Origin of the sequence: Serratia sp. M24T3 (assembly GCF_000257645.1) — a bacterium.
Lineage (GTDB): Bacteria > Pseudomonadota > Gammaproteobacteria > Enterobacterales > Enterobacteriaceae > Rouxiella.
Genome location: NZ_AJHJ01000002.1, coordinates 239,164 through 263,533, shown reverse-complemented (window position 1 = coordinate 263,533; position 24,370 = coordinate 239,164). Strand labels below are relative to the sequence as shown.

The 24,370-nt window shown below is 49.2% G+C and carries 26 protein-coding genes; 1 reads left to right on the top strand and 25 read right to left on the bottom strand.

Translation table 11 applies throughout. The features are described 5' to 3' along the window. Position 1: 1 nt before the first annotated feature. The 5 genes from SPM24T3_RS02905 to SPM24T3_RS02885 all read right to left on the bottom strand — a co-directional run bounded on the left by SPM24T3_RS02905 (position 2) and on the right by SPM24T3_RS02885 (position 6,791). On the bottom strand, positions 2 to 1,834 hold the full coding sequence (locus SPM24T3_RS02905) for an ATP-binding protein (RefSeq protein ID WP_009635197.1): 1,833 nt from the start codon (positions 1,832 to 1,834) through the stop codon (positions 2 to 4). After that, positions 1,831 to 3,057 (bottom strand): SIR2 family protein, encoded by a 1,227-nt coding sequence (locus SPM24T3_RS02900; RefSeq protein ID WP_099461809.1) that lies wholly within the window; start codon positions 3,055 to 3,057, stop codon positions 1,831 to 1,833. The genes SPM24T3_RS02905 and SPM24T3_RS02900 overlap by 4 nt, the downstream gene beginning before the upstream one ends. Before the next feature lie 121 nt (positions 3,058 to 3,178). Beyond that, positions 3,179 to 5,206 carry a DUF3732 domain-containing protein gene (locus tag SPM24T3_RS02895; RefSeq protein ID WP_009635195.1) on the bottom strand — a complete coding sequence of 676 codons (2,028 nt, stop codon included), beginning with the start codon at positions 5,204 to 5,206 and terminating at the stop codon, positions 3,179 to 3,181. After that, on the bottom strand, positions 5,203 to 5,667 hold the full coding sequence (locus SPM24T3_RS02890; protein WP_009635194.1) for a three component ABC system middle component: 465 nt from the start codon (positions 5,665 to 5,667) through the stop codon (positions 5,203 to 5,205). The genes SPM24T3_RS02895 and SPM24T3_RS02890 overlap by 4 nt, the downstream gene beginning before the upstream one ends. Continuing rightward, a complete protein-coding gene (locus SPM24T3_RS02885; RefSeq protein WP_009635193.1) occupies positions 5,664 to 6,791 on the bottom strand; it encodes a hypothetical protein in 1,128 nt (375 codons plus the stop codon). Before SPM24T3_RS02885 ends, SPM24T3_RS02890 begins: the two co-directional genes overlap by 4 nt. A gap of 378 nt (positions 6,792 to 7,169) precedes the next feature. On the opposite strand from SPM24T3_RS02885, the gene SPM24T3_RS02880 reads away from it, so the two are divergent. After that, a complete protein-coding gene (locus tag SPM24T3_RS02880) occupies positions 7,170 to 8,114 on the top strand; it encodes an ArdC family protein (RefSeq protein WP_009635192.1) in 945 nt (314 codons plus the stop codon). A gap of 163 nt (positions 8,115 to 8,277) precedes the next feature. On the opposite strand, the gene SPM24T3_RS02875 is transcribed toward SPM24T3_RS02880, so the two are convergent. The 20 genes from SPM24T3_RS02875 to SPM24T3_RS02780 all read right to left on the bottom strand — a co-directional run bounded on the left by SPM24T3_RS02875 (position 8,278) and on the right by SPM24T3_RS02780 (position 24,337). Further along, positions 8,278 to 8,565, bottom strand: coding sequence for a hypothetical protein (locus tag SPM24T3_RS02875; protein ID WP_009635191.1), 288 nt, complete (start codon positions 8,563 to 8,565; stop codon positions 8,278 to 8,280). A gap of 107 nt (positions 8,566 to 8,672) precedes the next feature. Further along, entirely contained in the window at positions 8,673 to 9,419 is a 747-nt protein-coding gene (mobC, locus tag SPM24T3_RS02870) for a MobC family replication-relaxation protein (protein WP_009635190.1), read from the bottom strand. Positions 9,420 to 9,459: 40 nt separating this feature from the next. Beyond that, positions 9,460 to 11,304, bottom strand: a complete 1,845-nt coding sequence (locus SPM24T3_RS02865; RefSeq protein WP_037377435.1) for a type IV secretory system conjugative DNA transfer family protein — start codon at positions 11,302 to 11,304, stop codon at positions 9,460 to 9,462. Between the two features lie 735 nt (positions 11,305 to 12,039). Continuing rightward, positions 12,040 to 12,345 carry a hypothetical protein gene (locus SPM24T3_RS02860; protein WP_009635188.1) on the bottom strand — a complete coding sequence of 102 codons (306 nt, stop codon included), beginning with the start codon at positions 12,343 to 12,345 and terminating at the stop codon, positions 12,040 to 12,042. An 18-nt stretch (positions 12,346 to 12,363) separates the two neighbouring features. Beyond that, entirely contained in the window at positions 12,364 to 12,666 is a 303-nt protein-coding gene (locus SPM24T3_RS02855; RefSeq protein WP_009635187.1) for a TrbM/KikA/MpfK family conjugal transfer protein, read from the bottom strand. Between the two features lie 49 nt (positions 12,667 to 12,715). Continuing rightward, the gene (gene virB11, locus SPM24T3_RS02850) at positions 12,716 to 13,744 is read right to left on the bottom strand and encodes a P-type DNA transfer ATPase VirB11 (protein WP_009635186.1); all 1,029 of its coding nucleotides are present in this window, start codon (positions 13,742 to 13,744) and stop codon (positions 12,716 to 12,718) included. Beyond that, positions 13,734 to 15,038 carry a VirB10/TraB/TrbI family type IV secretion system protein gene (gene virB10 / locus SPM24T3_RS02845; RefSeq protein ID WP_009635185.1) on the bottom strand — a complete coding sequence of 435 codons (1,305 nt, stop codon included), beginning with the start codon at positions 15,036 to 15,038 and terminating at the stop codon, positions 13,734 to 13,736. The genes virB11 and virB10 overlap by 11 nt, the downstream gene beginning before the upstream one ends. Continuing rightward, positions 15,035 to 15,922, bottom strand: a complete 888-nt coding sequence (gene virB9 / locus SPM24T3_RS02840; RefSeq protein WP_009635184.1) for a P-type conjugative transfer protein VirB9 — start codon at positions 15,920 to 15,922, stop codon at positions 15,035 to 15,037. Before virB9 ends, virB10 begins: the two co-directional genes overlap by 4 nt. Further along, positions 15,922 to 16,605 carry a virB8 family protein gene (locus SPM24T3_RS02835; RefSeq protein ID WP_009635183.1) on the bottom strand — a complete coding sequence of 228 codons (684 nt, stop codon included), beginning with the start codon at positions 16,603 to 16,605 and terminating at the stop codon, positions 15,922 to 15,924. The genes virB9 and SPM24T3_RS02835 overlap by 1 nt, the downstream gene beginning before the upstream one ends. Beyond that, on the bottom strand, positions 16,598 to 16,738 hold the full coding sequence (locus SPM24T3_RS25695; protein ID WP_009635182.1) for a hypothetical protein: 141 nt from the start codon (positions 16,736 to 16,738) through the stop codon (positions 16,598 to 16,600). Before SPM24T3_RS25695 ends, SPM24T3_RS02835 begins: the two co-directional genes overlap by 8 nt. Positions 16,739 to 16,827: 89 nt before the next feature. After that, positions 16,828 to 17,859, bottom strand: coding sequence for a type IV secretion system protein (locus tag SPM24T3_RS02825; protein WP_009635181.1), 1,032 nt, complete (start codon positions 17,857 to 17,859; stop codon positions 16,828 to 16,830). 73 nt (positions 17,860 to 17,932) lie between these two features. Next, a complete protein-coding gene (locus SPM24T3_RS02820; RefSeq protein WP_009635180.1) occupies positions 17,933 to 18,208 on the bottom strand; it encodes an EexN family lipoprotein in 276 nt (91 codons plus the stop codon). 10 nt (positions 18,209 to 18,218) lie between these two features. Further along, complete coding sequence (locus tag SPM24T3_RS02815) at positions 18,219 to 18,938, bottom strand: type IV secretion system protein (protein ID WP_009635179.1); 720 nt, start codon at positions 18,936 to 18,938, stop codon at positions 18,219 to 18,221. Positions 18,939 to 18,961: 23 nt separating this feature from the next. Next, positions 18,962 to 21,709 (bottom strand): VirB3 family type IV secretion system protein, encoded by a 2,748-nt coding sequence (locus tag SPM24T3_RS02810; RefSeq protein ID WP_009635178.1) that lies wholly within the window; start codon positions 21,707 to 21,709, stop codon positions 18,962 to 18,964. Between the two features lie 11 nt (positions 21,710 to 21,720). Beyond that, positions 21,721 to 21,999, bottom strand: a complete 279-nt coding sequence (locus tag SPM24T3_RS02805; RefSeq protein WP_009635177.1) for a TrbC/VirB2 family protein — start codon at positions 21,997 to 21,999, stop codon at positions 21,721 to 21,723. After that, the gene (locus tag SPM24T3_RS02800) at positions 21,980 to 22,645 is read right to left on the bottom strand and encodes a lytic transglycosylase domain-containing protein (protein WP_009635176.1); all 666 of its coding nucleotides are present in this window, start codon (positions 22,643 to 22,645) and stop codon (positions 21,980 to 21,982) included. The genes SPM24T3_RS02805 and SPM24T3_RS02800 overlap by 20 nt, the downstream gene beginning before the upstream one ends. A 78-nt stretch (positions 22,646 to 22,723) precedes the next feature. After that, on the bottom strand, positions 22,724 to 22,945 hold the full coding sequence (locus SPM24T3_RS02795; protein ID WP_009635175.1) for a hypothetical protein: 222 nt from the start codon (positions 22,943 to 22,945) through the stop codon (positions 22,724 to 22,726). Between the two features lie 396 nt (positions 22,946 to 23,341). Continuing rightward, on the bottom strand, positions 23,342 to 23,551 hold the full coding sequence (locus SPM24T3_RS24475; protein ID WP_009635174.1) for a TraR/DksA family transcriptional regulator: 210 nt from the start codon (positions 23,549 to 23,551) through the stop codon (positions 23,342 to 23,344). Continuing rightward, positions 23,541 to 24,128, bottom strand: a complete 588-nt coding sequence (locus SPM24T3_RS02785) for a DUF2857 domain-containing protein (protein ID WP_009635173.1) — start codon at positions 24,126 to 24,128, stop codon at positions 23,541 to 23,543. The genes SPM24T3_RS24475 and SPM24T3_RS02785 overlap by 11 nt, the downstream gene beginning before the upstream one ends. 14 nt (positions 24,129 to 24,142) lie before the next feature. Then, positions 24,143 to 24,337 (bottom strand): AlpA family transcriptional regulator, encoded by a 195-nt coding sequence (locus tag SPM24T3_RS02780; protein ID WP_009635172.1) that lies wholly within the window; start codon positions 24,335 to 24,337, stop codon positions 24,143 to 24,145. Positions 24,338 to 24,370 lie beyond the last annotated feature (33 nt).

The following is a 24,370-nucleotide window of genomic DNA, read 5'->3' as shown; positions in this document are numbered from 1 at the left end:
CTCAGCCCTCCTCAGGGTCATCTTCAATTGGTGAACGAGTAATATCAAGTTCTTGGATTACAGCGGTTGTTTCTTGACTACGCCAAGATGCTACTACTCGATCATATCCTTCTGCCACGCGTCGCCTCGACCAAGCCTCAGTTACTTTGGGGTCGTTGCTTCGGGGTAGATGTTCACGGCGAGGCAAGGCAACTCTACAGCGCACAGGAAGCCTAGCTGCCTCCCCAGTGATAATTGCTTCACCAGTTCGTAGCACCGGTAGAAGATCCATCAGCCCAGCGAGGTTATCTGGCAGAGTTCCTTTGACACGTGCACGGTCTGCGGGGTTCGACAACCGCAGCGCAATGATTGTTCCGCACTGGGACAATACTGTCTCGTCAACTTCTGCCGGGCGCTGGGAGACTATCATAGCACCGACACCATACTTTCGGCCTTCTTTGGCGATACGTTTCACGACCTCAGAGGCCACGGTTCCCGCATCGGGGCTCAAATAGCGATGAGCTTCTTCCATTACAATTAGCAATGGGCGTTCAACCCCACCTTCTGATTTTTCTCTACTCCAAAATAATGCTTCATAAACGATCCTGAGGATAGATCCAATGAGGCGCGTGAGGACAGTACTTGGTACTCCAGAAAGGTCCAAAATTGTAATTTGCTTATCGTGCCCAAGCCACCCTTGTAAGAGTATGTCAAGATCATTATCAACTCCGCCATCAAGGCGAGGTTCCCAATTTCCTGGATGTAAAAGAAAGTCATATCGTCGATCAAGCAAACGAGAACGAAGCAAATTTAAGGGCCGCCGTATACCTTTGGCTCTATTATTTATGAAGGGAGGCGCAGAGCCATTGCCGTGTGGCTGGTATTTTGGTGCAATGAGTGTCTCAGCATCACCTGCCTCTTCTAATGCAGGTTCATCTCTATTTTTTCCGACATAAGTTGTGGTTTCGATATCAATTAATTCATACCAAAGCGTCTTCAGGCTAAAAGGAACCGGACTATCGACAGTTAGAGTTTTTGCATCAACTCCTGCCTTAGGATAATTTGCAATACTTTTTTCTTTTAATTCTGATATTTTATCAGTAAATGCGATCTCGTTTGCTTCTGAAAGCCCTCCCGCGATAAAGTCGAGTAGTTCTCCTGCCTCTAAGGCCCAATAAGGAACAAATAAGGATTCTTGCCCAGGCCCAGGTGTTGCGCTATAAACTTTTGCTACATCTGCTAGCGCTTTAGTATATTCCCCATGGATATCTAGCATGAGAATACGTGCGCCAGGAGAACCAGGATTTTCATCTTTTCGAATAATAGATCTTAAGAGGCTTGCAACAGTAGTAGATTTACCGGACCCTGTTGATCCAAGAATTGCGGAGTGGCGAGTGACTAGTGCGTCTAGCGATAGTCGTACCTCTATATTTTCAGCACTTGCTAGATGTCCTATGACGACTTGGTCATCGCCTATTGATCCATATATACGCCGAAGATCAGATTCAGTGACTAAATGTACAGCGTCATTGATATTGGGATGCTGGCTCAGACCTCGCTCAAATTGACCACCAATGGTTTCACCCGCAAGCTGCACTTTCATCCATCTTCCAGAGTCGATGCCGGAAACATCTGATGGTACTGGTGCTGCTGTTGCTCCAACATCGGACACAATTCCAAATAAATCTTGATATCCCTGAGGAATCCGAACAAAACTTCCAACTTGACCAACACGGTATGTATGCCCGCTAATTAAAGCAAAGCCAGAATCTAAGGACTCAGCTAGTTTCACCGTAAGTGTTGCTCCCGATACGGCACTAACAATACCTAAATAAGTTGGGTCATTGCTGTTCATTCCTTAGTTTCCTCAGTTTCATTACCATGACTTGTGTTGTCATCGCTTTTATCAGCAGTGGTATCTGGTTCATCTCTTTTGAGTGATTGCAGAATCAGATCATTTGCTTGGGCTAAAGCGCAAAAACGGGAAAAAGCGGCAAAGTCTCCCAAAAGAAACACCGGAGGGGTCTTTGGCCAACGAGCAGCCCAAAAGCTTTCACGAATGCTTCCCCAGTTTTTAGGTAATTCTCCAGGGCGCCAATTTCCTGGAATACCTCCAATTACTGCACCATCCGCTGCATAGACACTTAGATTAGGACGATCGCTCGCTAATTTTACAGCCGCATCTTCTTTTTCTAATAACTGATATTGGAATGCCAATACAGCAGTATTAGCATTCATAGCCAGACTTTCATCTAGAATTGCGCAAATATGAGCATCTCGAAACGAAAATCCAATTGCCAACAAAAGCGAGTCTGGAGTAAGTAAAAATCGCTTCAATCTTTCGAAAAGTGCTGAATACGGCTGCTTTTGAGTAAGGTCATACTTCAAATGGTCAGGGTAGACGAGTTCGGTGGCTTCTTTTCCATGTCCTCTAACCACCGCTCCTTCTTCTAGTGCCCAGCCCAGAGAACCATGCATTTTCCATAATTTGGCCCAACGTGCAGGTAAGTCATCACCGGCTACGGATACAGGATCGAAGAAGGGTTTGCTACCTCCTGAAAACCCATCAAAATAAGGACTTCTTACTCTCTCGAATGCTTCTTCAAAAAGAAAATCATAATTTGTTGTAAATATTTCAACAGAATTTGAACGGACTGTTCCCGTGATCCAAGCTATCAGCTCAGAATAGGGGGTACGCTCTTTTGGCAAACTGACACCAACAATTTCACCAATTCTTTTGCATATTTCCTTTCCTAGCTCTTTATAACCATCCGAATCTAGCCCTTGAACTTCTGTATCGCCTAATGCCTGCTGCAATAAACGAATGCGTGAGAGGATAGATTCAATATTTGCTTTATCACCCAAGCTTTTTTTAATTGCATCAACTGCAGCAGCTTGGTTGCCAGAAAGGCCAGAAATTGCCCGGATGGTCAGCTCCTCAACACCTGGGATTAAGGAACTGCCCTGCGGGTCGATTTGATTATTTTCATTTACACGTACAGCAAGTGGTGCTCCTGCACCGATGAGCAAACCTATCCTTTTACGACCCTGCGAAAGAACCTGTCGTAGGTCGGACATGAACCGATCTGGATTGTGAAAAGTTTCCATCATTTCCCCTATATGGTCTAGTCGTAGCCATCAAGTTGTTGCGACTTCAGCCTTTTGCTTACCATCCTTGTAAAATGTTGTCACGGTGATTCTACGATAACCCCATATTTGGAACTGGATTGATTAAACCTCTATTCCTCCATCGATTTCCATTGACTAACGATTCGAACTCAATGCCGTTGGATAGTATGAGGTCATCTGCATGGTCAGTGACAATTATTTGAGGTGCGAAACCAGTAGAAATCTTAATTTCATCACAATATGAAGATAATTGGCTGAATAAATTTTCTACAGCTTTGATGTCATCATCAAGATCTCGTTCATTTTTACCTCTGTCGCTTCTTTCTGCTACTTTAGCATCATTGAATGTTACCGATTCATCTCTTCTAAAGTTAGGAAAATATACTTGAGTTGGTTGGTCTAAAAATAATATGGAGGGTATTGAACATTTTTTTCCTAGCTCTGCGAAATAGCGATGCAAGGCCAGGAATAGGCTAATATGACTATAAAGCCAATTGGCGCCACTACCCATGGACCTTAAATAAATTTTTTCTTTTTTATCAGTCAAATGGTAGAGATCGAATGTTTCGAAGGAGAAATGCAAATTAATTGGCCTGTAGCTTTCCTCAAACTCAAAGTGTTTTCCTATATCAGCCATATATGCATTTATTTTTAAGTTGGCATTTTCAATGCCTTTTTTAATATCATATTCTGCTAGTTTTTTATCAATTTTATAAATATCATTTTTTATAAATTCAATGTTCTTATCCAGTTCAATATCATCCCCTAAACTAATTCCTTCCAATAACATAAATAATCTTGCTTTTACTACAAGTATCGTCTCATATAAGCTTTTTTGTTCAGATATTTGTTTTTCTGATGTTTCTATTACTAAGATTTGTTCATTTAGAGGTGTAATTTCATTTTTTAATTCTCCGATTTTACGCTTTACATCAATCAGTGATGATTCAAATTTTGCTTTCATGGGTTTAATGTGTGAAAGATTATGAACCACTTTAGTAATAGCATATTGTAATCTTTTTGCACTGTGTAATAATTCATTATTTTGGGTATGGCAGAATGGACATACAGAAGAAGCTATTTGTATTTTCTCTTCCCATTTCATTTTGCTACCATTAGTAAATAAACGTCTTTCTTCTTCAATGTTTTTACTAATGGATGAAGCTTGTCTTTGGAGTTTTCTTAATGCTGAAACTTTTAAGTTGAGTTGTGTTTTTAGGTGGTTATAATATTCAACTGTTGCATTAGAGTTGTAGTTTATTTTTTCAGGAATGATTATTTTGTCCAATCTTTCTTTGGCATCGCGGGGATTTATTAGAATTATATTTAGCGGAATAGGTTCGTTTTTGAAACCCATCATGGCATACAATTGATTGAGCACAGGAGCAAGTCTCTGTTTTTGTTTGGAAGCGACACGTGCATTGTTTTCTTTTTCCCGATGCAATTTATTAAACTCTAGGGATAACCTCTCTTTTTCTTGCGATAGAATAAAAAATTCTTGATCGACTAAACCGAGAAATATTTTTGTATGTTCTATGACCTGATCTCTTTTTTCTTTTTCATCAAACCGATAGAACAATGCATGTTTGTTTGCTACAAGGTTTTGATGTTGCAGCATAAATGAGGTAAAACTTCGAATAGATGGAGTAGGTGCCTTACTATTAAATTTCCGGTTAGACTTAGCCGATAAGGAGACATCAACATCATCCATATCCAAAAAAAATCCAGTGATAAATTTTTTATAACTTTCTATGTCGATATAAAGATTCTTGTCAAAGTAATTAGCATTAATTGTATCGGCGGAGTACGATTCTTCCCTGCGAAAAAATGCTTTATTGTTAATGTCAGGGCGCCTAGCTATCACCATATTTTGCCCATCTATTTTTATAAACAAGTAGTATAGTGCTGCACTATCCGTAATCACCCCTTTAGGAACGGTATATTCATCGCTACCGAAGCAATAATCGAAAATCTCTATTAATGCACTTTTCCCTGTAGATGATTTACCTGTTACGACATTAAGCCCTTCTTTGAAATAAACAGGGTGCTTATTGCCTATTTTATCAATAACGCCCATTTCATAGATAAATGTCTTCATTGTGGTTTTACTCCAAAGAAATCAAATATTTCAATTACTGAATGATTACTAAATAATTTTGCTAAGCTTATTGCACTTTTATGCGATATAATTGATTTTTTTGAACTATCTTCGCTGTATAATGTAAGGCTCTCGGTATCAATTATTAGCCAGTCGTTAATTAAGCAATGCTGAATACTTTGTGCTGTAATATGTTTAAACTCTTCCAGTCGTTCTTGTAGATCATAGAATTTAGCTCTGTCATTGAATATTGACCACATAGTACTTTTTTTGCTATCTCCAAAAACAGCACCTTGAAGTTTAGTTTGAAAAATTGAATGAGTACAAAGTGGAATGACCAATGGTGCTAGGATTAAATTATTTTCCACTTTATTTAGAGATGAGTAAAACGAAACAAAATACTCACTAAATTTGAAGGGATTGTACTTTAATTGGTATAATGAATCGATAATTCCGCTCATGGTTCAACCTTCCATTTTATATTTTTTTCGTCATCGTCCATAGCATCATGAATGAGTCCGTTTTTGTATTCAATTGGTGGAATGTCATTTCCCATGTTGAATGGCATCTCGTTAATTGTATTGTTATACAAGATTTTTGAATCTTTCAATGGATCATTTACAGTTAATTGTGCTGAAGAGTAATTAATGATAAAACGTTTTATAATCTGTTTTTGATATGCTTTTGTTTTTTTTGCATATAAAGGATATTCATCTAGCTCTTCAATTAATGAGTTTTGTAACTCTACCCAATTACCTATAGCATCAGAAATCATTGCGTGATGATCGATATCTATGATTTTTTTAACGAAGAGCTTATCCTGATATTTTTCTATCTCCACATTGGTTGGATCATAACCATTAAATGGCGGAAAAGTAAATTCTCTTTTATGAAAAAATGCAGTGAGCTCTTCACATTTGGCACTAAATAACTTTCTGCTAATCTCCCACGTGCAATTACTAGCTTGCTCATAAACAAATCCAACCAGGCCTTCGAGGTAGCGTTCTAAATTATATTTAGGTATACCAATAGGCTTCATTAAGATTTTTTCTCTTAAAGCTTCCAGATCGTCAGCCTCAGTAAAAAGTGTCACCTTTGTGATTATATCTAGCAATTTTTCATTCTGAGACGCCATTACTTTTTTTTGTAATTTGACAATATTTTTAGGATTCTCCGCTTCTAATTCTTCCTTAGATCTCTCAGCAAATATATCTTTAAGGATTTGAAGACGGCCTTCAGGCGGTAAAGAATTCCATTTCTCTAGTCGAGTTGTTGAGCCGAAAGCTTGAGTAGTATGTAGGATCAAAACACTATAATTTTCATGCTTGAAATTAACATCAAGCCAGTTCTTCAATGTATTCCATAGGTTTTCATGATGATCGGTCAGAGTGGCAGCGTAGTTCTTCACCTCTGTTTGTGAAGATTTATCAATCTTATTGCTAACAAGACTGACATCGCCATCTTTTTCAAACCAAATGGATTGCTCATCTTTTAGAGAAAAACATTTGTCAAGTCCTATTAAAACTTGGTAATGAAATGCTAAAGCGGTTGTAAGTGCTGCGTTTTTGGTTTGCTTATCACTCATACACCCTCCCTAGAGTTCTTTTGAAGATAAGCATATTTTGCCAAAAATGTCTTGTGGTTACGAGAACGATTGAAGCGTGCTTAACAAAAAACCATAAGATTTGGATGAAATAGAGGAATCTCAATAGATAGAATCATTGAAAACTTCATTTCCCCCCGCTGAGTAAAGGGCTCTACGTTCGGCTATGCAGGGTCAGATTTTTTCTCCTGTGCGCTTTTCGTTCCCGTATCTGCTTCCGGTAAATCGTTTCCTAACACAACCCGTCCCGCAAGGATAAATGGCACGCATTCTGCGCCCTTGCAGGCCGGAACGATATCGGGAACGCGAACCGTCAGGCGATACGAAGACGAAAATCACACCACTGACGGAGAAAAAATCATGACTATTTCCCTGCATACCCAGGCTGGTGCCCCTAACACCGCAGCGGCGACCAGCGTATCCCCGCTGGACCCGTCAGGCTCCTCAAAAACGAAATTTTCCAAAACCAAAACTGATATTTATCAGACCGTCACTGACAGCATCATTGCGGCACTGGAAACTGGTGTTAAACCCTGGGCGTGTCCGTGGCAGCGTACCCCCGGTATGTCTGGTTTACCGTCCAATTACGCAACTGGCATGGCATACAGTGGAATGAATATCATGTTGTTGTGGTGCAGTGCGTCAGAACAGGGATTCAATGATTCGCGGTGGATGACCTACAAACAGGCAAAAGCGGAAGGCGGTCAGGTACGTAAGGGAGAACACGGCACTACCGCCATTTTCTATACCACACTGGAAAAGGAAAATGACGACGGAGAAACTGACTATATCCCGATGCTGAAGACGTTCACCGTGTTTAATGTTGAGCAAATTGATGGGTTGCCCCTGAGTGACGAAGCAGTTTTCCCGGCAGAGACCTTTGAGCCGATACCGCAGGCGGAAGCGCTTTTCCGTAACAGTGGTGCAACCATCATTGAGAAGGGACAGAACGCCTTTTTCGCACCATCAACCGATGAAATCCGTTTACCTGAACGTTGTCTTTTTACTGATGCGGCCAATTTCTACGCCACCGGACTGCATGAGCTGGTTCACTGGAGCGGGGCAAAAAGCCGGCTGAACCGTGAAATGAAAGGGAAGTTTGGTAGTGAAGGTTATGCGTTTGAGGAGTTGATCGCCGAACTGGGAAGCGCATTCCTGATGGCGGACCTGGGGATTGTCGGGGAGGTTCAGCATGAAAGCTATATTGCTTCCTGGCTGAAAGCACTGAAGAACGACAAACGCTACATTTTCAAGGCCGCCAGCGCGGCATCGAAAGCGCATCGTTATTTGATGGATAAAATCTGAGCAGGAAGTGGCCGCAACGGAATGTGGCTTTGCGTGTAGGGATAGGCTTAACCAGTAACGCTGTAGAGACATGAGTGAGGCGGAGCACAGCCGGGGCGAGCACCGAACAGTCATGTCCCTACAGCGGAATAAAAAATTCACATGGAAAGGGCTGATTGGACAGCTATTCCCGGTTACCGGCAACTGTCTGAAGCGCAAGTAGCCGCAGTTCCAGATTATCCAATCTTTCTTCGAGGCCATGACTTTGCTGCTCAATATCTTCCAGCGTTTCTGACAGAAGATCACGTAGCAGCACAAAATTTGCCTGCAGGGCATAGACAAAATCGTTGCCGCGAGTCAGTAATGCTTCGCGCGGTATGTCCTGTAATGCGGAATGCGTCATCCATGTCACCAGCGCTTTTGCGCTCATTTCAGTCAGTACGTCAGCAAGTCGGTCAATTTCTCTGTTCATTCTGGAGTCCTGTCTATTCTGATGGTGGGGGAGTATTTCGGTAGGGCATTACTTCCGGTCGTTGCGCTGCTGGTGGGTGGGTTGGGGCAGTGGGTGATACAGAACAACTATATGCAGTTGCCTAAATCGAGCCGTCGCAGCTCGTCGAGCGTGTAGATGCGGAAGACATTTCGGTGGCGGGTTTCCAGCGGGATGTGCTGATGGTTAACGATAACGTGCCGGATGCTGTCAAACAACCGTTCAAGACCACGCTTTTTCTGCGGGTCCGGCACGATATAAAAAACATATATCCAGTCTTTACGGGTTCGGGCAAGCAAATGACTGACCATGATCGACTGGTAACGGGCTCTGGTTTTCAGACGGCGCTCGGTCTCAATGGCGATCACGGTGCCGCCGGGGAGGGTAATCAGTCCGTCTGGGCGGTGACTGACCTGATACCGGCTGAGGAAGGTCGTGCGATCGCCGTTTATCCACCCGGTTGCGCCTTTTTGCTCAAGGATGATCCGCGCCGCCTGATTATCAAGGTGATGTTCCAGCGTCCAGCCGGTGATTTTTGTAGGCTCAAACCGCGCCGGGAAAAGCGCATCGTCGGGTGTTAATACAACGGCCAGTCCGTCACTGGTAATGCCCCACAATGAAATTTTCATCGTGCGCGATACCAGGACGTGCTTTTGTATTAAGCCCATGCCCTCGACTTTTGAAAGCAGGGAATACAGCGATTTATGATCCCTGAAGCCAAACAGCAGCATCAGTGTTTTAAAGTCACTGTACGTTTCTTCCTTCAGAAAATTCAGCAGTCGTTGTATTTTATCACGGTGCCGCGTCTGGCGTTCGCTGTATGCGGTGATAAGCATCATTCCCCCTTTAAAAATCCAGCAATGACGGGTTTTCCTCTTAATCGGCATTCGGTATTGTCGCGTCTTTTTCGCCCCCCTCATCAAAAAAAAGATCGGGCCGCGTTGTGGTCATATCCGGTGTTGATGCGGGTCCGGGGGAAGTCTCCTCCTCGCTAAAATCCAATACGATGTTTATTGTTGCTGCGGTGGCGGCAATTGCGGGTGACACGGCACAGATCTCCAGTTCGCGTTTTTTCACCCTGATGGGCGAAATCAGCGAAGCAGAGGGGAGTGCTTTTGTCGTAAAGATGAAGCTGACAAAATCGGGTAGGTTCAGGATCATATTGCTGTCGGTAAAGAAACGCTCGGCCTGCCTGATGGTGCGTTCACTGTCGATAGTCTCTGTCAGCACTGCATCGGTTTTGGCTTTGCGGACCTCATCATCGACTAATATAGTGCCTGACATCCGGGCCACCCATTCAGCGGTATCCGGGTCCATGACACGATAAACCAGTTTGAATTTAGCGTTCTCAACGACAGCGCCGACAACGGCGTCGCCTTTCAAATCTGCCGGGCAGTCTTTTAAATCGGCAATCGACTGATGGTCCATAATAATATGCACGCCTTTATCGCGTGCCGCGCCCAAACCTTCCAGCGCTGGCCTGGATAAATGGTATTTCAGTTCAGAAAGATAAATAGCAATGGGGCGGGGCACGTTTTTCACTCGCTCGCGCTTTTCCGCCAGCTGATACAGGCGAACCAGCAGCATGCGCTGAGTGGTAATGATTTTGCTGTTGCGCATCGAGCCAATCACATAACAGCAACCGCCTTCCTCAAATATCCTATTAAGCGAAAATCCTGTCGGCGCATTGATGGCATTGAGCAAGGCCAGCTCTTCAATTTTCCCGAAAAAGGCTTTTATCTTATCTGCAATACCCTGAACGTAGTCTCCGTTATAAACATCTCGAATGGTTGAGGAAGTATTACGGGTGACAAATTGTGCGGCTATCCGGGCCGCCTTCCGGTCGTCAATGCGATAAAAATCTGACTCCTGACCTTTCTCTGCCAGACTGAAACCGGCAACAAAAAGCTCTTCCAGTTCATCGGCGTTAATCTCTTCAATCAGGTTTAACTGGTATGCCTGTTTCCTTAGGTCAATTAAGGCAAAGGGTTTGCCTGCATCCTCGCAAGCTTTTCGGTAAAGGTGTGGTGCCCATTCATCATCCTTGGGGTCCATAACAAATACGCCTTCACCGGCCAGGATACTTTGATAAAGTAATATCCCGGTGGCAACGCCCTTACCAGCTCCTGTGGTGCCGATAATATCCGCGTGTTGTTTTTGCCAGTCTTTTAACGGCAGATACATCGGCTGAACATCGCGGTCCATGCCGATAAATAACCCTTTGTTCAGGTCGATATAATCCAGCGGGTCATAATGCAATGTTTCCGGCAGCAGTGATTTCACCGTACGGACATCGGTGCGTAATTCCCGTTCAAGCGTGGTTTTTCTGACGAGGCGTTTCTTTATTTTGTCTAATTCAGGGGTTAATACCCTGCGCAGCAGAATATGCAAAATAAAACCCGTTACGGTAAAAGTAATCAACACCGGCCATGCCAGAACGGGAATGCTGGCGACTACCCAGCCTTTATAAAGCCACTGGAAAATCCAGATAACAACCGGGGCCATGGTACCGGAAAGAAAACACAGCAGGGAAAAAGCGATAATCAGCTTTTGCCACAACGGGGCTTTTTGCCGTTCATCGCTTTTCATCAACGCGAAAAACGGCATCGTCAGCCCCGATAACAGCGCCAGCATCAGCTGGTGCTGTTGCATAAAAGCAATGAAACTCAGCGCGCCATTCACTATCGGCGACAGTGAAACGGCCAGCTTATTCAAAATCACGATGCCTCCTTCGTCAGCAGTTCGCCCCATGACATCGCCCCACGGTGTCGGGCGAAAAGGCGGGGCGAACGTCAGGGACGAAGAAGGTGGCCGCGTTGCGGCCATATGCAGGAAAGCATGCTTCCCTGCCTTAAACGGCGTGCGCCAGTTCATGCGGGCTGGACGCCCTTATGATATGTCACATGGGGGTAATGTCGTGGCTGGACGCCGCGCCAAAACACCCAGGGTCAAAAGCGGCACACCGTCGCCCGCTACGCCCGACCACCCCCTTTAAGACGGTCGCTTTCGCCTTTTTCTTCCCTTTGCTCGTTCCTCGCAGCGGGAATAAAAGGGAAGCTGACCTTTAAAGAGGGTGGTCGCGCCACGCTACCGGCTTTTGGCCGGAGACTTAGCCACGACGGTGTGCGGGGCGATGCCCCCCAAATAAATCGCTGTCGTGGGCGACAGCTTTTCGCTCGCTGGGGCAGCGAAATTTATTCGGCTCCCCCCGGCCGGCAAAATCCGCGTGGGCGCGGCTGTTTGCCGGTGAGGCGCGGTGCCTGAACTATTTTCGCTCCTTAACCCGCGAAAATAGTTCTGTCCGCTGCCTCATTTTTACGGCCCGCATTTCTTCACTCCTTAATTCGCGAAAAATGTGCCGGGCCGTAAAAACCTGAAAACCGGCAAGCCTTAAGCCTGATTCGGCTGAAATATTTTGGCGCTATAGGGGACCTGCCAATAAAACTAAGGCAGGGATTAATAGTGGCTCTCACGGATTTCCCTGATGATGTCGGAATAACACTGACGACTTTCTTTAATGCTGGTTTCATCGAGAGTAAAGCCACGCCGGTTAGCTTCCTCTGTCAGCGTTATTCTGTCGGTAACGTTCAGTGTTTGCAGCAACTGCAATAACCGGCAGATAACCCGGTGGTGATAAATTTCATAATAAAGGCCGCATCCACGTATCGCCTCATTTTCAATGTGCTCAATAACACAGGCTGCGCTCATGGAATCTCCGCGCTGACGTGTCCAGGGATGCTGAATAAAACCCGGTTTTTTCATGATGACTACCTCCGTTAATTAACCACGCATGCGGCCAAATTTATTGATAATCTGGCTGATAATTGCCGGGTCTGCCGAATCACACTCAAGTAAGAACGATTTTCTGGCATCGGCAGTATGGTCCGGAAGAAAACCGTGCCTGTTCTTTTTCACGATATTAAAGAATGCACGTTCAGCCGAATGACATTCATTGCCGCCGCCGTTACCGGTGGCTTTACCGTACATGCATAACACCACTTCACAGGCGTCAGCGGCCATGACGGAGGTTGAATATGACGCCATAATGCAGAGTAATAATGCGGAGAATATTGCTTTTTTCATTTCGGTCACCTTCATATTCAAACGAGTGCTGCGTAATTCGATAAGTTATTTATTGAAGTCCTTTGCTGAATACATCTCTCATGCCATTAAGATGAAGGGGTTTAAAATAAACATCACTCATCCGGCGTATGTCACCGTGAATATCAATGCTGACTATCACATCAATGCTCTTAAGCACCTTGCGTAACAGCACGTCGAAAGGCATGTTCCGGCAGTCAGGGTTTTCATAGCAGCGGTCAATTAACCCTTCAATACATTCTTCCGGGCTGCCTGCATGCAGGGAAGTCATTAATCCCTCATGCCCGGAACCGACGATTTTCAGTGCATCCCAGGCTTCCCGACCGCGAATTTCAGCCAGTAATATCCGGTCAGGGTTCATACGATAATTGGCGCGTATCAGTCTGCCGGGCGTGACAATGGCATTATCCCCGGCATCCACCGGATAAAAGAGATGAACATAGTTGGTGTGGTGATAGAACCGGATTTCGGGATTATCCTCGATGGTGGTCAACCTGAGGTGCCGGGGAATAGAATGCAGCAGCGTTTTCATATAGGTGGTTTTACCGGATCCGGTTTCACCGACGATAAAAATCGTCTTGCCGTATTCCACCGCTTTTTCCATAAAACGGGGCATATCCCCACCTTGATAATAGCGGGTCAGTTCAACATCTTTGCCTTCCGTTCGCTCCTGACCGCTTACCCGGTTATAAAATCCCGCATCAATCCATGACTGATGTGTTTTCTGCCCGAATGAGGGTTTGCGCAGCGTAATAGACACGGTATTACGCTCACAGGCCGGGGGAATAATGGCCTGAATGCGCTCGCCCGATTCAAGCGTGGCGGAAAGGATCGGCGAGGTGTCGTCGATATTATCGTCCTGCCAGGACGCCAGCGCTCTGGCAAAGGCGTAACACTGGCGCAGCGTAATCGGGGCTTCATGTCTTCGCCATTTCCCCCGGATTTTGGTATGCAGTTCACCCGGCCGGTTAACGGCAATTTCCGTCAGGCCGTCCTGCGCAATAAAATCACCAAACAGCTGGTTTTTCATGAAATCCAGCGACAGGTTTTCAGCGTTCATACCACCTCTTTTTCAGTCGCAGCTGCCAGACGGATGAGAAATCAATGTCGGTGCCGGTCATGATCCCGATGACATCACCCTGATTCAGGTACAGGGTGGGCGGGATATTGATGCTGTTGTCCAGCGTCGTTTTCGCCATTTCCGCCGTGGCTGCGCGGGTGTTTTCGGTGTAGTCGGTATTGCGGTCTTTCCCCGGGGCAGCATCCGACGCCGCCGCAGCCACGTCCTGCACGGTACTGAGCATCAGGGCATTGCCGAAGCGCTCCCAGAAATTGTTGTCGATCCAACCTGAGATCCCCGCCTCGCCGAGCGGGCCGCTGGCCTGCGTATCAGTTAGCGGGATTTGCAGGCTGCCGGGCTCAGGCGTACGCAGCTCCGTCCACAGCACAAACATCCGGCTGCGTCCGTGTTGCAGCGCCCCGGTGCGGTAGATGCCACGGGCGACCGTTCCTGCCGGGATCAGCGTCACATGGTTGCTGGCGCTGTAAACATCTTCACTGACCAGGCAGGAAATATGCCCCCCGACATCGGACACGAAGCGCCACATCATCGAACACGGGATATAGCGGTCCACCGGGATATAGAGATCAGGATCGAGGCCCAGCCGTCTGACGCCGGTGACACGGGCGACGCCCGGATTGTCGTTGTTACCCGTTTCCGGCACGGCAGTATCCGGGCAGCGCAGGCGGCCATCTTTACCTCTGGTCAGTACTGACGGACAGGATGTGTACGTCGTGGATGATGACGGACTGTCGGACGTTTCTGCGTTGCTGCGCGTTTCACCCGGGGACGTGCGTACATTATTGCCCTGCATTGTTCGGGCGTTGTTCAGCCCGTCTGCCAACGCAACTGCCTTGTTCAGGGCGGGTGGTGCCGGTGGCTGCGTTGGTGCGGGAGTGACGGCCTGGCTGACAGGGGCTGTTCCGTCCTGTGTGTGCGGCCCGAACAGGCCAAACGGATTACTGTCCATCCCCAGATTTTGACGCTCATGCAGCGTCTTCCCGGCAGAGGGCGGCGGCGCGGTGCCGGCTTCTTTCTCATTACCCCCTTTCAATGCACTGAAAAGACGATCGCCGCCGGATGCCAGGGCGATCACCAGCGCCAGACTCAGCAGGCTGACGATCAGCGTGCGGCGACCGGATGCCTTACGAAAACGGGTCACTTCCGGCTGGCCGGGCGGTGTTCTTTGCTCCGGCTCCTGATACGCCATTGCCGCACGGGCGCGTTCGCGGGCTTCCGCTTCCCGCTCTGCGGTGGTTTTTTCCGGCTCGTCCGGGACAGGTTTATCGGTCATCTGGCCTCCAGCGTAACGGACGGTGAAACGGTGTCGCTGCGGGTTATCGCGATGCGCCCGAACCCGTCGTTTTCGATCCCTACCACCGAGGTGCCGTAACGCAACACCAGTTGTGGCGCTGCCGGCACCACCATCACAATGTAATTACCCTGCTTAACTGTCCGGGGCGTGAGCGCCTGCTCCCGTCCGTTAACCACCCGGAAAACAGACGGCAGGGTTTTGATGGGGGAAAAACCGATATAAGCAAAACGACCATCATCCCAGGCAAAATCCGGTGCGATGGAGGCCGAACCGGCGGCGACCCGTTTGGTGTAGCGCCAGTTGCGTGGCGTGCTGGCCTGTCCGAATGCTGCCGCTATCTGCTGCTTCTCCTGTCTTTCACGCTGCTGCGTCTGACGCTCGGCGCTGGCGGCGGCGGATTGCTGGCGAACCTCGGCCGGATAGTGGTAACGGATAACGAACGCCTGCGCGGGGGAATCGTGGTTCAGCACGTTCAGCTCCAGGCTGTAATCACGCTTTGAGGTCACCACGAAGAGGTTGGTCTTCCAGTCCTTTGCCGTGGGCAGGAACACCTGGCTGATGTTGTTGCCGCTGGCGTCCGTCACCGGCTGGGTGATGGGGTTCGGGCTGACGCCGACCCGGTTATCACTTTTCGTGACCGTCCAGCCTTTTGGAAAACCCGCTTGCGCATCAATCACAGTTTCATCGTCGTCAAACAGCAGCGTGGTGACGTAGCCGGGGCGGGTGTCCACCACGGTGGCGTTCTGGCTGTTATACGATACGTTCTGCATCCGGCTGTCATAGCCGCTGCCGCGCGGGGTGGCGGCGCTCCATGTCGCGCATGACGCCAGTAAGCCCGTCAGGAGCAAGATGTTTTTCAGCATCATTCGCTCCTCAGTTCTTTATCGCGCTGGTAGCTGGTGACGATAAAGCCCAGCGGATTCACTTCCCGCTGACTGTCCGTCAGTTGCTGATGCGGGATATAGTGGTAAGTGAGGCGGATATTCCAGAAGTCCGTTTTCACTGAATTATCAGAAACACGGCGGAGGGTGCGCTTAATACGCAGTGTTGCCAGGCTATCCGGCCCGGTGGCAGGCGCATGCACATTAGAAATAATGTCGATATAGACGACATATTCGGCTTTGTTAAAAATAACGTCCGGAGCCTGGTCGCCGTTAAACCCGTCCAGATAATCCCGGTTCACGCTGTCGCTGTTAAATAACTGTATGTCGTCATAATCACGCTGGAGGGCGAAATAATTATACCCTTCGCGGAGTCTGACATAGTGTGCCGCCAGTGAATGGGCCAGCGCTTTTTCAGACGCAATATCCCGCTCTTTAATGCGGGTCATATACTCATAACGACCGGTTTGTTTATCCACCGACCACAATTCAATGTCAGTGGTTTTCAGCGGCAGCAGAATAAGAATGGCCGTAATTGCCAGTGCAGCCAGAATCAGCCCGGCAGCGGCCACACGCCAGGCAGTTTTGCGGGAATGCTCTTCCTTTTCCAGCAGGATGGATTCAAAAGAACGCGAGACATTAATGATGCGCTGAATATCAGACATGGTGAGTCAGTTCCTGGATCATGGCGGGGGAATTCACCGGCTGGGGATCGCCGGACACCGGCGGGAGGTCGCCCTGATGCTGCGCGCAGCCCGTAAGCGCGCACAGCACCAGAAGCAAGATGCTGAATTTCATGGAAGCCTCTTATCGGATAAATGCAGGAAGGCCGCACCGCTGGCAGAGGCCACGGCGTGACGGAGAAAAGAAATTAGCGGTCGGGAGGATTAACGGTGACGCTGCTGATTCTGGCGTTTCATGCTCTCAATGGCGGTGGCACGTTTCTGCCAGGCGTTCACGGCTTTGCCCGCCCCTGCGGCAATGAACCTGCCTGTTGTCGCTGCTGCGGCCATGCCACCTTTGGCGGTCAGTCGGCCCCCGGCCTTTATGCCGGGTCTGGCGACGTCGGCAGATTTGCTCGCCAGCCCGTTCAGTCCGCTCATGACTGCACCCTGTAACACGGCCTGTACGGCGGCACCGCTCAGCGCAGTGGCTATTTTCGCTGAAAAATACACCACGACGCCTGCGGCAATCCCGGCCAGCAAACATTGCGCCGCCAGGGTCACCATATTGCTTTCAGCAGACGTTGCTGTGGCGGTATCCAGTATTTTATTCAGGTAGTTGATGGCAATCCGGACAGACAGGGCAGAGGACATGATCGTTAAGATTGCGGTAAATATTGTTTTCAGCCAGTTATCAAACATGGGTTTAAGAAAACCGTACAGCAGGCAGAAAATAAAGAGTGGGGCGGTGGTGGTCATTAACAAAATGGTGATTTCGGCGAGCAGGTTGACAAAGGTTGCAGCCAGTAACAGAACGATTGCACCGGCCCAGACCAGCACCTCGGCAAAGCCGCCATTCACTTTAACGTAGGTAGAAGTGTCCAAATTGAACAGCGTTTGCCCCAGCGCTTGTGCCTTTTCCCACACCGTATCGAGCAGCGCCCAGACATTATCATCGCCGCTGATGCCGTCCTTAAGCCATTCAATGGCCGCAATGATGGCATCCAGCCAGCCATCGCGGTTTAAAACAAAAGTGGTGATCAGCAACATGCGTCCCACATCCCAGACAACATCTTCAACCGGTGTCTGGAGTTTGCCGCCAAGCGTCTGATACCCGCGATACGTAATAAATAGGGTGAAGGAACTGACGATAATCACACTGATTAGGGTGCCGTAGGTAGAAGACTGACCTTCTAACACGGCATTGAGTCCATCCATGATGTTTTTGTCCATACCAACAAAAATACCACCAGACATGGTGCCTCTCATTAGTCAGGAACAGACAGGGGATAAAAACAGGGAGGGACCCTTGTTTTTGTTGGTGGGAATATTACTGAGTGACGGATTTTCTTTTTTGGGCTTCCTGCTGAAACAGTGTCTCGAATTTTTCCCTGATGCCGGGTTTGCCTGTCTGGGCAAACATGAGTGCTGCCCGGTGCGCAAACTCGCAGTTGTCGCTTGCCTCGCCATCCCTGAGGCATTGCGTATAGACCCTATAGGTTTTATCGGGATGTTCTTTATACCAGGCTTCTGATTTCGTCTCTTTACAACCGGATAAGACGAGAATGCCTGACATGACGCATAAGGTTAATACAGGTTTTAACATGTTAACCTCCCTATAGAGAGTTCAGATCAGCAACGGGCGCAGTTAATTGCTGTTGCTCAAAGGCTTTCTGTTTTTGCTGCTCCAGCAGCGTTGCTCGCTGTTCAGTCTGTTTGACTGACATTTCCCACTGGCTGGTCAGCGCATTCAATTGTACGCTTTTGGCCGCGATGGCGTTAGCCAGGTCCTGTGACTCTTTCGAATCCTGCGCATTAGCAATACGGTCTGATAAATCTGATATATCGCCGAGCGTGCCCGTGATCTTGTTTTCAACCTCGGACGTATTTTCTATTGCTACAGCCTGATTCAGGATCATCTGTTTGCAGCTGTCCAGATAGCGTTGTGAAGCGCTGGACGGGTTACAGGTATCGAACGTTTTATATTTGTTATACAAGCTATTCAGTTCAGACGAATATGACCCGCTTTGGTTGCTCAGCAGGTCATCCAGTGAAATACCGTTCTGACGGAGATTATCAATATCGGTTTTCAGACTTTTTGCCTCGCGGAGAAATGCCTGAACGTCCCGCACGCCCGTTGCCGTGGCTAATTGCTGCTTGTAGGCATCAAGTTCACTTCTGTAATGGGTGACGGTTTCCTGCCATTGCTGGAGTTTCTGGATCCACTGATTCATGGATTCGGTATTCTGTACGGCGTCGAATACCGGTATTCCGGCGCTCATCGCCTGGGTGGACATCAACAGCGAGAATGCCAGTATGAGTTTTCTGAACCGCATTTTCATTACCTCCGTCATGAATATTACAGGGCTTGTTCAAGGAAGGCGGCTTTCCAGTCATCAGGCTGCATACCTTCCTGATACAGGGTGTCGAACAGTTTCAGGTTGTCTTCGCTCCCGCTCAGCATTTTGGTGAGTTTCCCGAGGCCCGATAAATCCATTTTCGCCACAGCCACAAAAGGCCGGGTTTCACCTGCGCGTAATGGCGTTTTCAGGACCACCATAGAGCGCTCACCCGGATCGAGGTTTCTGACGATGTCATACACGCTTTCCGGCACTTTCATCTTTTCCACGTAATCCGCCCGGCTGGCCTTCGGGTTGGCGAGAAAAATCTGCGTGCCGCACTGTTCGATAATCGCCGGAGCAATAGGGTGTTTGACGATTTCGTCGGGCGACTGCGTGGCGGGGACGAAGATGCCGTTCAGCTTGCGGATCACCTTCAGCATATTGAGCGAGAAGCGGGAAAATTCGACATCGGCCAGCCATTTCCAGAACTCGTCCATGAACATCACCAGCCGGCGACCGTCCAGCAGGCTGGTGACGCGGTACAGCAGATAAAACGTGATGGGGCCGCGAATATCGTCATCATCGAGAAATTCCGTACCGTCGATACCCACGTTATCAATGTTGCTGATGTTGAAGGTGTCCTCCTCATTGTCAAATACCCAGCCGAACTCGCCGCCCTGCGCCCACTGTTTAAGGCGAATACGTATCCCGTTGGTGCGGGCGTCGGTGGTGGGCGGCTCCGGCAGGACTTCCAGCAGCCGGGTGATCCCGAACTTGCGGTATTCCGTCGGGTAGTCGAGCATAATGGTATCTACGGCGGCACTGATGCGCTCCTCATCGCGCGGCTCGAGCGGCTTGCCGTTGCGGCGGCACAGCATGCGCACCAGTCGTTTGATAAAGCTGATATTCCGCCGGGTCGGCGCAAGCTTAAACGGGTTAAATCCGGTGGGCGTGCCGGTACGGATACGGAAGTAGCGTCCGCCCATCTGACGTATCGCCATCTCCGCCGCCCGGTCCTTGTCGAAATACACGGTAGTCAGTTGCTTAAGAGGAGCTGATTCAGAGAACGTCGCCGGATTGCGGTACTTCTGCATCAGTTGCTGCATCATGGTCATCAGCATCGTTTTCCCTGAGCCGGTTTTACCGATAATCGCCGTATTACCCGGCGTTTTTTCGTTGAAGTCATCCCGTCCGCTCTGGCTGTCGTGCAGGTTCAGGTAATACCCGCCACCGCCAGGGGATTTGAGGATGGCGATGGCATCGCCCCAGGGATTGCCGTTTCGTTTATGAGGATGAAAATTGTGCAGGCTCGCCAGGTCGGCAAAGTTCTGGCTGCTGACGGCCACCAGACGGGGGCGCAGCGTATAGATACCCGGCAGTTGCGCCAGGTACGCAGCGGGCAGCGACAGCGTGGACAGCGTCGTCATGATGCCGAGGTCGGCGAAGGGCTGCGCCAGCGCGTTGGTGTCTTTGACCACCTGGTCGGCGCTGTCTGAAGATACCAGCAGGGAAAAGTGGTATTTTCCGCAGGAGACATGCCCGGACTGGAGCAGGTCACGCAACACAATCAGCTCTTCGCGCTGCGAAATGGCGTCGTCATCCGCCGAAGTCAGGCGCTTTTCCGCCAGACGAATATGCTTCTGCGCCTCATCGCGGGCCATGCAGGTGAAGGACTGCGTCAGCACATACTCGCTTTCGGCATACAGCAGCGCGTCCAGCAGGCCGGTCGCGGTTTCAGGCGAGTAATCTTTGATTTCCAGACTGCGAAAAAAGCGGGAGCCGCCGACCGTCTGGCACTCGGCAGTGTCGGCGGTAAAAAAGACATCCGGCGTGCTTAACGTTTCATAAAACGGTGCACGCGTGACCGCGACCTTTTGCCACTGGCCGGTGAGCAGGCGGTGATACAAGGACAGCTGGGCGGAATACACCCGCCGGTTTTCTTCATACATCCCCAGGGGCGTCGCCGTATAGCGGGACAGCGCGGAAGCCAGCGCATCCCGGTGCTCCAGCATCATTTTCAGAGCATCATCCAGCGCCGCTTTGCGTTTACCGGACGGCTGCGCCTTCATGGCCTTTTTCTCCAGCGGAGAGAGGGGCGCGTAGCAGAGGGTGAAAAACAACCGGTGCCGCCAGAACGGTTTTTCGCTGATCGGCTGGTAATACAGCCGGGTCACTTCATCAGAAAAGGGAATACCTGAATTCGCGTCAAAGGCATCGTGGTACTTTTCCCGGATACGGTGAAGATAAAAGGTAATCGGCAGACCTTCATACGCACGAATAACGTTATTGAGATGCGTCGCCATTAACGTCAGGTGATGTTCATCCTCGCATTCAAAAACGGTGCCCTCCAGTTCCCAGCTGGCAACCAAATCACCCTGGCGGTTTCTGATGACGTGCGGGTGAATATGGGAGGAATACGGAATGTATTTCTCCAGCGTAACGCGCTCGTTTAACTTCATTTTTTCAATAAACTCCGAGACGTCGACGGCGTCATAGCGGTTTGCCAGCAGGGCATTGGCACCAAAATGTTTATTGATGCCAAACCGGCCACGGGTTTTAAAGGCCAGCCAGAGCAGCCCGAAATAGTGAATATCGGTTCTGGCCTTTGCCTTCATCTCCAGCCAGGCAGGGATAAGCAGTAATATCAGGTAATAGCTGACATAGACCGCCAGCAGGACGATGGCCCCGCTGACCATCACGAACGGCACGAGGGGAATGCCGGCTATGGCGGCAGGCCGCGTCAGCGCTTTGTTCAGCGTAGCCATCGTTACCTCCCTTATGATGCCCAGTAGGCACCGAAACCTGACGCGCCGACGATGAGGATGGCGCCAATGATGACGTTGCGCATGTCATGCAGGCTCTTGCCGTCAAACAAGACTTTGTATCCCACCCACATGGTGGCGAGCGTGATGGTGACGGCGGCCAGTCCGAGCAGTCCTGTGGAGGTGTTGCTCAGCGTCTCATTGGCTTTATTAAATCCGCTGTCTGCTGCCAGCACCGGGCTTGCTATTAACAAGGAAGAGAGGACGGGCCAGTCAGTTTGTTTTAGTTTCATCATTGTTCCTCCTGGGGCCGGGAAAGGGTATCGCGCCGCGTATCACGGCGTTGGGGTAGCGCAGGGATGTCAGAACTGACGTGGCGTTATCGGTAAGCTCGCCACGCATGACGGCGGTGGGGTAACGGATTTCAGGCACGAGCTTTTCGGCGGCTGGTCGCTGCCGGTCTTCCCGCGTTGACGGTACGGCGTAGCCGATGCGCTGGATGTAGCTGGTCTGGTTAAACGCGGATTCCGGCTGTTGGCCGGTCTTGAAATTTCCTGAGTAGTAGCAACTGAGCGCACGCTTCAGGGAACGGCCACGGCGGTAGCAGTCGGTGAGGATGCGCTCAAACACGGACAGGTTGGTACAAGGGTCAAGAAGGTCACGGGCGGTCACGTCGTAATGACGGAAGTTGGTGCTGGTGATTTGCATCAGCCCGACCGAATAGCGTCGGCCCTGTGCTGCCAGCCATCCGGTGAGGCTGATGGCCTCATCCCTGCTCGTGGGGAAATGTGAAATCACGCCTTTGCCACTGGGCAGAATTTCAGCGATGGCATACGGATTCAAACCGGATTCGACCCGCGCCACATCAAGCGCCGTGGACGGGTGAATGCTGGGGGCGCACTGCATAGCCGCCGCCAGAAATACGGTGGTGGAAAGCATGATGGCCTCGGAATGGTAAACCGGGCAACGCGTACCGCCATCAGACGGCACAGGGCCGGGAAAAGGGGGGAAGGGCGGTTAAATGGACTGAGTATCCTGTGTCGTGCCGCCGTCATCCCTGGGCTCAAGGAGCACTAACTTGCCGGAGATAGCAATACCGGGTGTCAGCATGATATTCAGGCCAGACTTACCGTTATGAGCGAACGCCACGCCAACCCTGGTCCAATACGTGTTTATTTCGCCCTGTGCATCGGGTTGACTTTCCTGAGTGACAAATACGTGGTAAATGGGTTTTCGCATGACGCCTCCTCTAATAAAAACAACAATGAGTTAAATGAATGTCACATCCCAATTCTGCATTCCGGTTTTAACGGGGCAGCGAGAACATTCAGCGGCACCCTGAATTGTGGTTTCGTGACAGCCCGAACCTTATTTTTAAAGAACAATACCCTTTCCAAGAGAATTAACGTCAATACGGGTAACCATTATGTAATGACGTTTTCATGATCAGATATCCGGGGCGGTATATAAACGATAAATTCAAAGTTAAAATGAGAGAGATAAATTAGCGGTGGAAGGGGATAAGCTTTGGGGTAAATAAAAGGAAGTGAAATATATAATAAAGACGACTGTGGATTTATAGTTAATGATAGAGACATGCAGGAGAAATATTCCTGCATGTCTCTGTGACCATTATTAACGTCTTCGGCGTTCAAGTTTTTCCTGACATTCCGTGCAGGTGGTTATGCCCGGAAGTGCCTGCCGTCGCTTTTCAGGAATGGGCTTACCGCATACACGACAATGGAATAATGATGGCGTAGACCCTGGCTTAAAACGACTCTGTTCAATCATATCCTCCAGTCGTTGCTCATTAAATTCCTGATCGCGGTCAATCTCATCTGGCATGGGCGGCCCTCCGGCCTGACGCCTCCTGTTCGCAAAGTGCGATACGCTTCCAGACTATGGTCAGTGACAGCCCTTCGACTTTCGGCAGCAGGGTTTGCGTTACCTGCATCATGGCGGCCAGCGCATCGGTCGATTCCAGGTTGGCCACCCGGCATTGTTGCCATTGCCGCCAGATGGCCGCATCCGTATCTTCGTCCGGCTCTGGCGTCCGGCCATAAGGCACACGGACGCCCAGTAACCGGCGGCGAAGGCAAACTTCGTTGGAGGTGAGGCCAAAATACTTATTGAGTAGCGCAATTGACCCACCCAGCCGAATGGCATGATTGATACGTTGTTGCTGCAGAACCTCCTCACGTGATTTCGCCAGAAGCAGGCGTAACGCGTCGTGATGAACCGTCACAGCCAAAAATGGTGCAGACTCACGACTGAGGATAAACAGCTCGTCTAGTGATAATTGGTTGAGGGCATTCATTTCATCGAAAGTGAATCCCAGCGATTCACAGTAACGAATGTTGCCGTCCTTCAATGCATGCAGGGCATCGGTTAATACGGCGTAATTCAGTGATGGGATAATCATGGTATTTTCTCCCTTCAGCCTATTGAGCGGCGAACTAATTTAATATTGATCCATTCGTCAATTTCCGATTCGAGCCAGGCGACACTGGCCGGGCCAATCTTGATTGAGCGGGGGAAGGTACCGTCTTTCATATACAGATAGATTTGAGAGCGCTTCAGGCCCGTTTTTTCTTCAACCTGTTTCAGACGTAATAACTGATGAGATGTCACGGTATTCTCCTGTGGCAGATATAGCGCTAGCCG

Bases quoted from the DNA above. Each gene is read 5' to 3' on its own strand.
- SPM24T3_RS02905 (WP_009635197.1), bottom strand. From the start codon at position 1,834: ATGAACAGCAATGACCCAACTTATTTAGGTATTGTTAGTGCCGTATCG.
- SPM24T3_RS02900 (WP_099461809.1), bottom strand. From the start codon at position 3,057: ATGTCCGACCTACGACAGGTTCTTTCGCAGGGTCGTAAAAGGATAGGT.
- SPM24T3_RS02895 (WP_009635195.1), bottom strand. From the start codon at position 5,206: ATGAAGACATTTATCTATGAAATGGGCGTTATTGATAAAATAGGCAAT.
- SPM24T3_RS02890 (WP_009635194.1), bottom strand. From the start codon at position 5,667: ATGAGCGGAATTATCGATTCATTATACCAATTAAAGTACAATCCCTTC.
- SPM24T3_RS02885 (WP_009635193.1), bottom strand. From the start codon at position 6,791: ATGAGTGATAAGCAAACCAAAAACGCAGCACTTACAACCGCTTTAGCA.
- SPM24T3_RS02880 (WP_009635192.1), top strand. From the start codon at position 7,170: ATGACTATTTCCCTGCATACCCAGGCTGGTGCCCCTAACACCGCAGCG.
- SPM24T3_RS02875 (WP_009635191.1), bottom strand. From the start codon at position 8,565: ATGAACAGAGAAATTGACCGACTTGCTGACGTACTGACTGAAATGAGC.
- mobC (WP_009635190.1), bottom strand. From the start codon at position 9,419: ATGCTTATCACCGCATACAGCGAACGCCAGACGCGGCACCGTGATAAA.
- SPM24T3_RS02860 (WP_009635188.1), bottom strand. From the start codon at position 12,345: ATGAAAAAACCGGGTTTTATTCAGCATCCCTGGACACGTCAGCGCGGA.
- SPM24T3_RS02855 (WP_009635187.1), bottom strand. From the start codon at position 12,666: ATGAAAAAAGCAATATTCTCCGCATTATTACTCTGCATTATGGCGTCA.
- virB11 (WP_009635186.1), bottom strand. From the start codon at position 13,744: ATGAACGCTGAAAACCTGTCGCTGGATTTCATGAAAAACCAGCTGTTT.
- virB10 (WP_009635185.1), bottom strand. From the start codon at position 15,038: ATGACCGATAAACCTGTCCCGGACGAGCCGGAAAAAACCACCGCAGAG.
- virB9 (WP_009635184.1), bottom strand. From the start codon at position 15,922: ATGCTGAAAAACATCTTGCTCCTGACGGGCTTACTGGCGTCATGCGCG.
- SPM24T3_RS02835 (WP_009635183.1), bottom strand. From the start codon at position 16,605: ATGTCTGATATTCAGCGCATCATTAATGTCTCGCGTTCTTTTGAATCC.
- SPM24T3_RS25695 (WP_009635182.1), bottom strand. From the start codon at position 16,738: ATGAAATTCAGCATCTTGCTTCTGGTGCTGTGCGCGCTTACGGGCTGC.
- SPM24T3_RS02825 (WP_009635181.1), bottom strand. From the start codon at position 17,859: ATGTCTGGTGGTATTTTTGTTGGTATGGACAAAAACATCATGGATGGA.
- SPM24T3_RS02820 (WP_009635180.1), bottom strand. From the start codon at position 18,208: ATGTTAAAACCTGTATTAACCTTATGCGTCATGTCAGGCATTCTCGTC.
- SPM24T3_RS02815 (WP_009635179.1), bottom strand. From the start codon at position 18,938: ATGCGGTTCAGAAAACTCATACTGGCATTCTCGCTGTTGATGTCCACC.
- SPM24T3_RS02810 (WP_009635178.1), bottom strand. From the start codon at position 21,709: ATGGCTACGCTGAACAAAGCGCTGACGCGGCCTGCCGCCATAGCCGGC.
- SPM24T3_RS02805 (WP_009635177.1), bottom strand. From the start codon at position 21,999: ATGAAACTAAAACAAACTGACTGGCCCGTCCTCTCTTCCTTGTTAATA.
- SPM24T3_RS02800 (WP_009635176.1), bottom strand. From the start codon at position 22,645: ATGCTTTCCACCACCGTATTTCTGGCGGCGGCTATGCAGTGCGCCCCC.
- SPM24T3_RS02795 (WP_009635175.1), bottom strand. From the start codon at position 22,945: ATGCGAAAACCCATTTACCACGTATTTGTCACTCAGGAAAGTCAACCC.
- SPM24T3_RS24475 (WP_009635174.1), bottom strand. From the start codon at position 23,551: ATGCCAGATGAGATTGACCGCGATCAGGAATTTAATGAGCAACGACTG.
- SPM24T3_RS02785 (WP_009635173.1), bottom strand. From the start codon at position 24,128: ATGATTATCCCATCACTGAATTACGCCGTATTAACCGATGCCCTGCAT.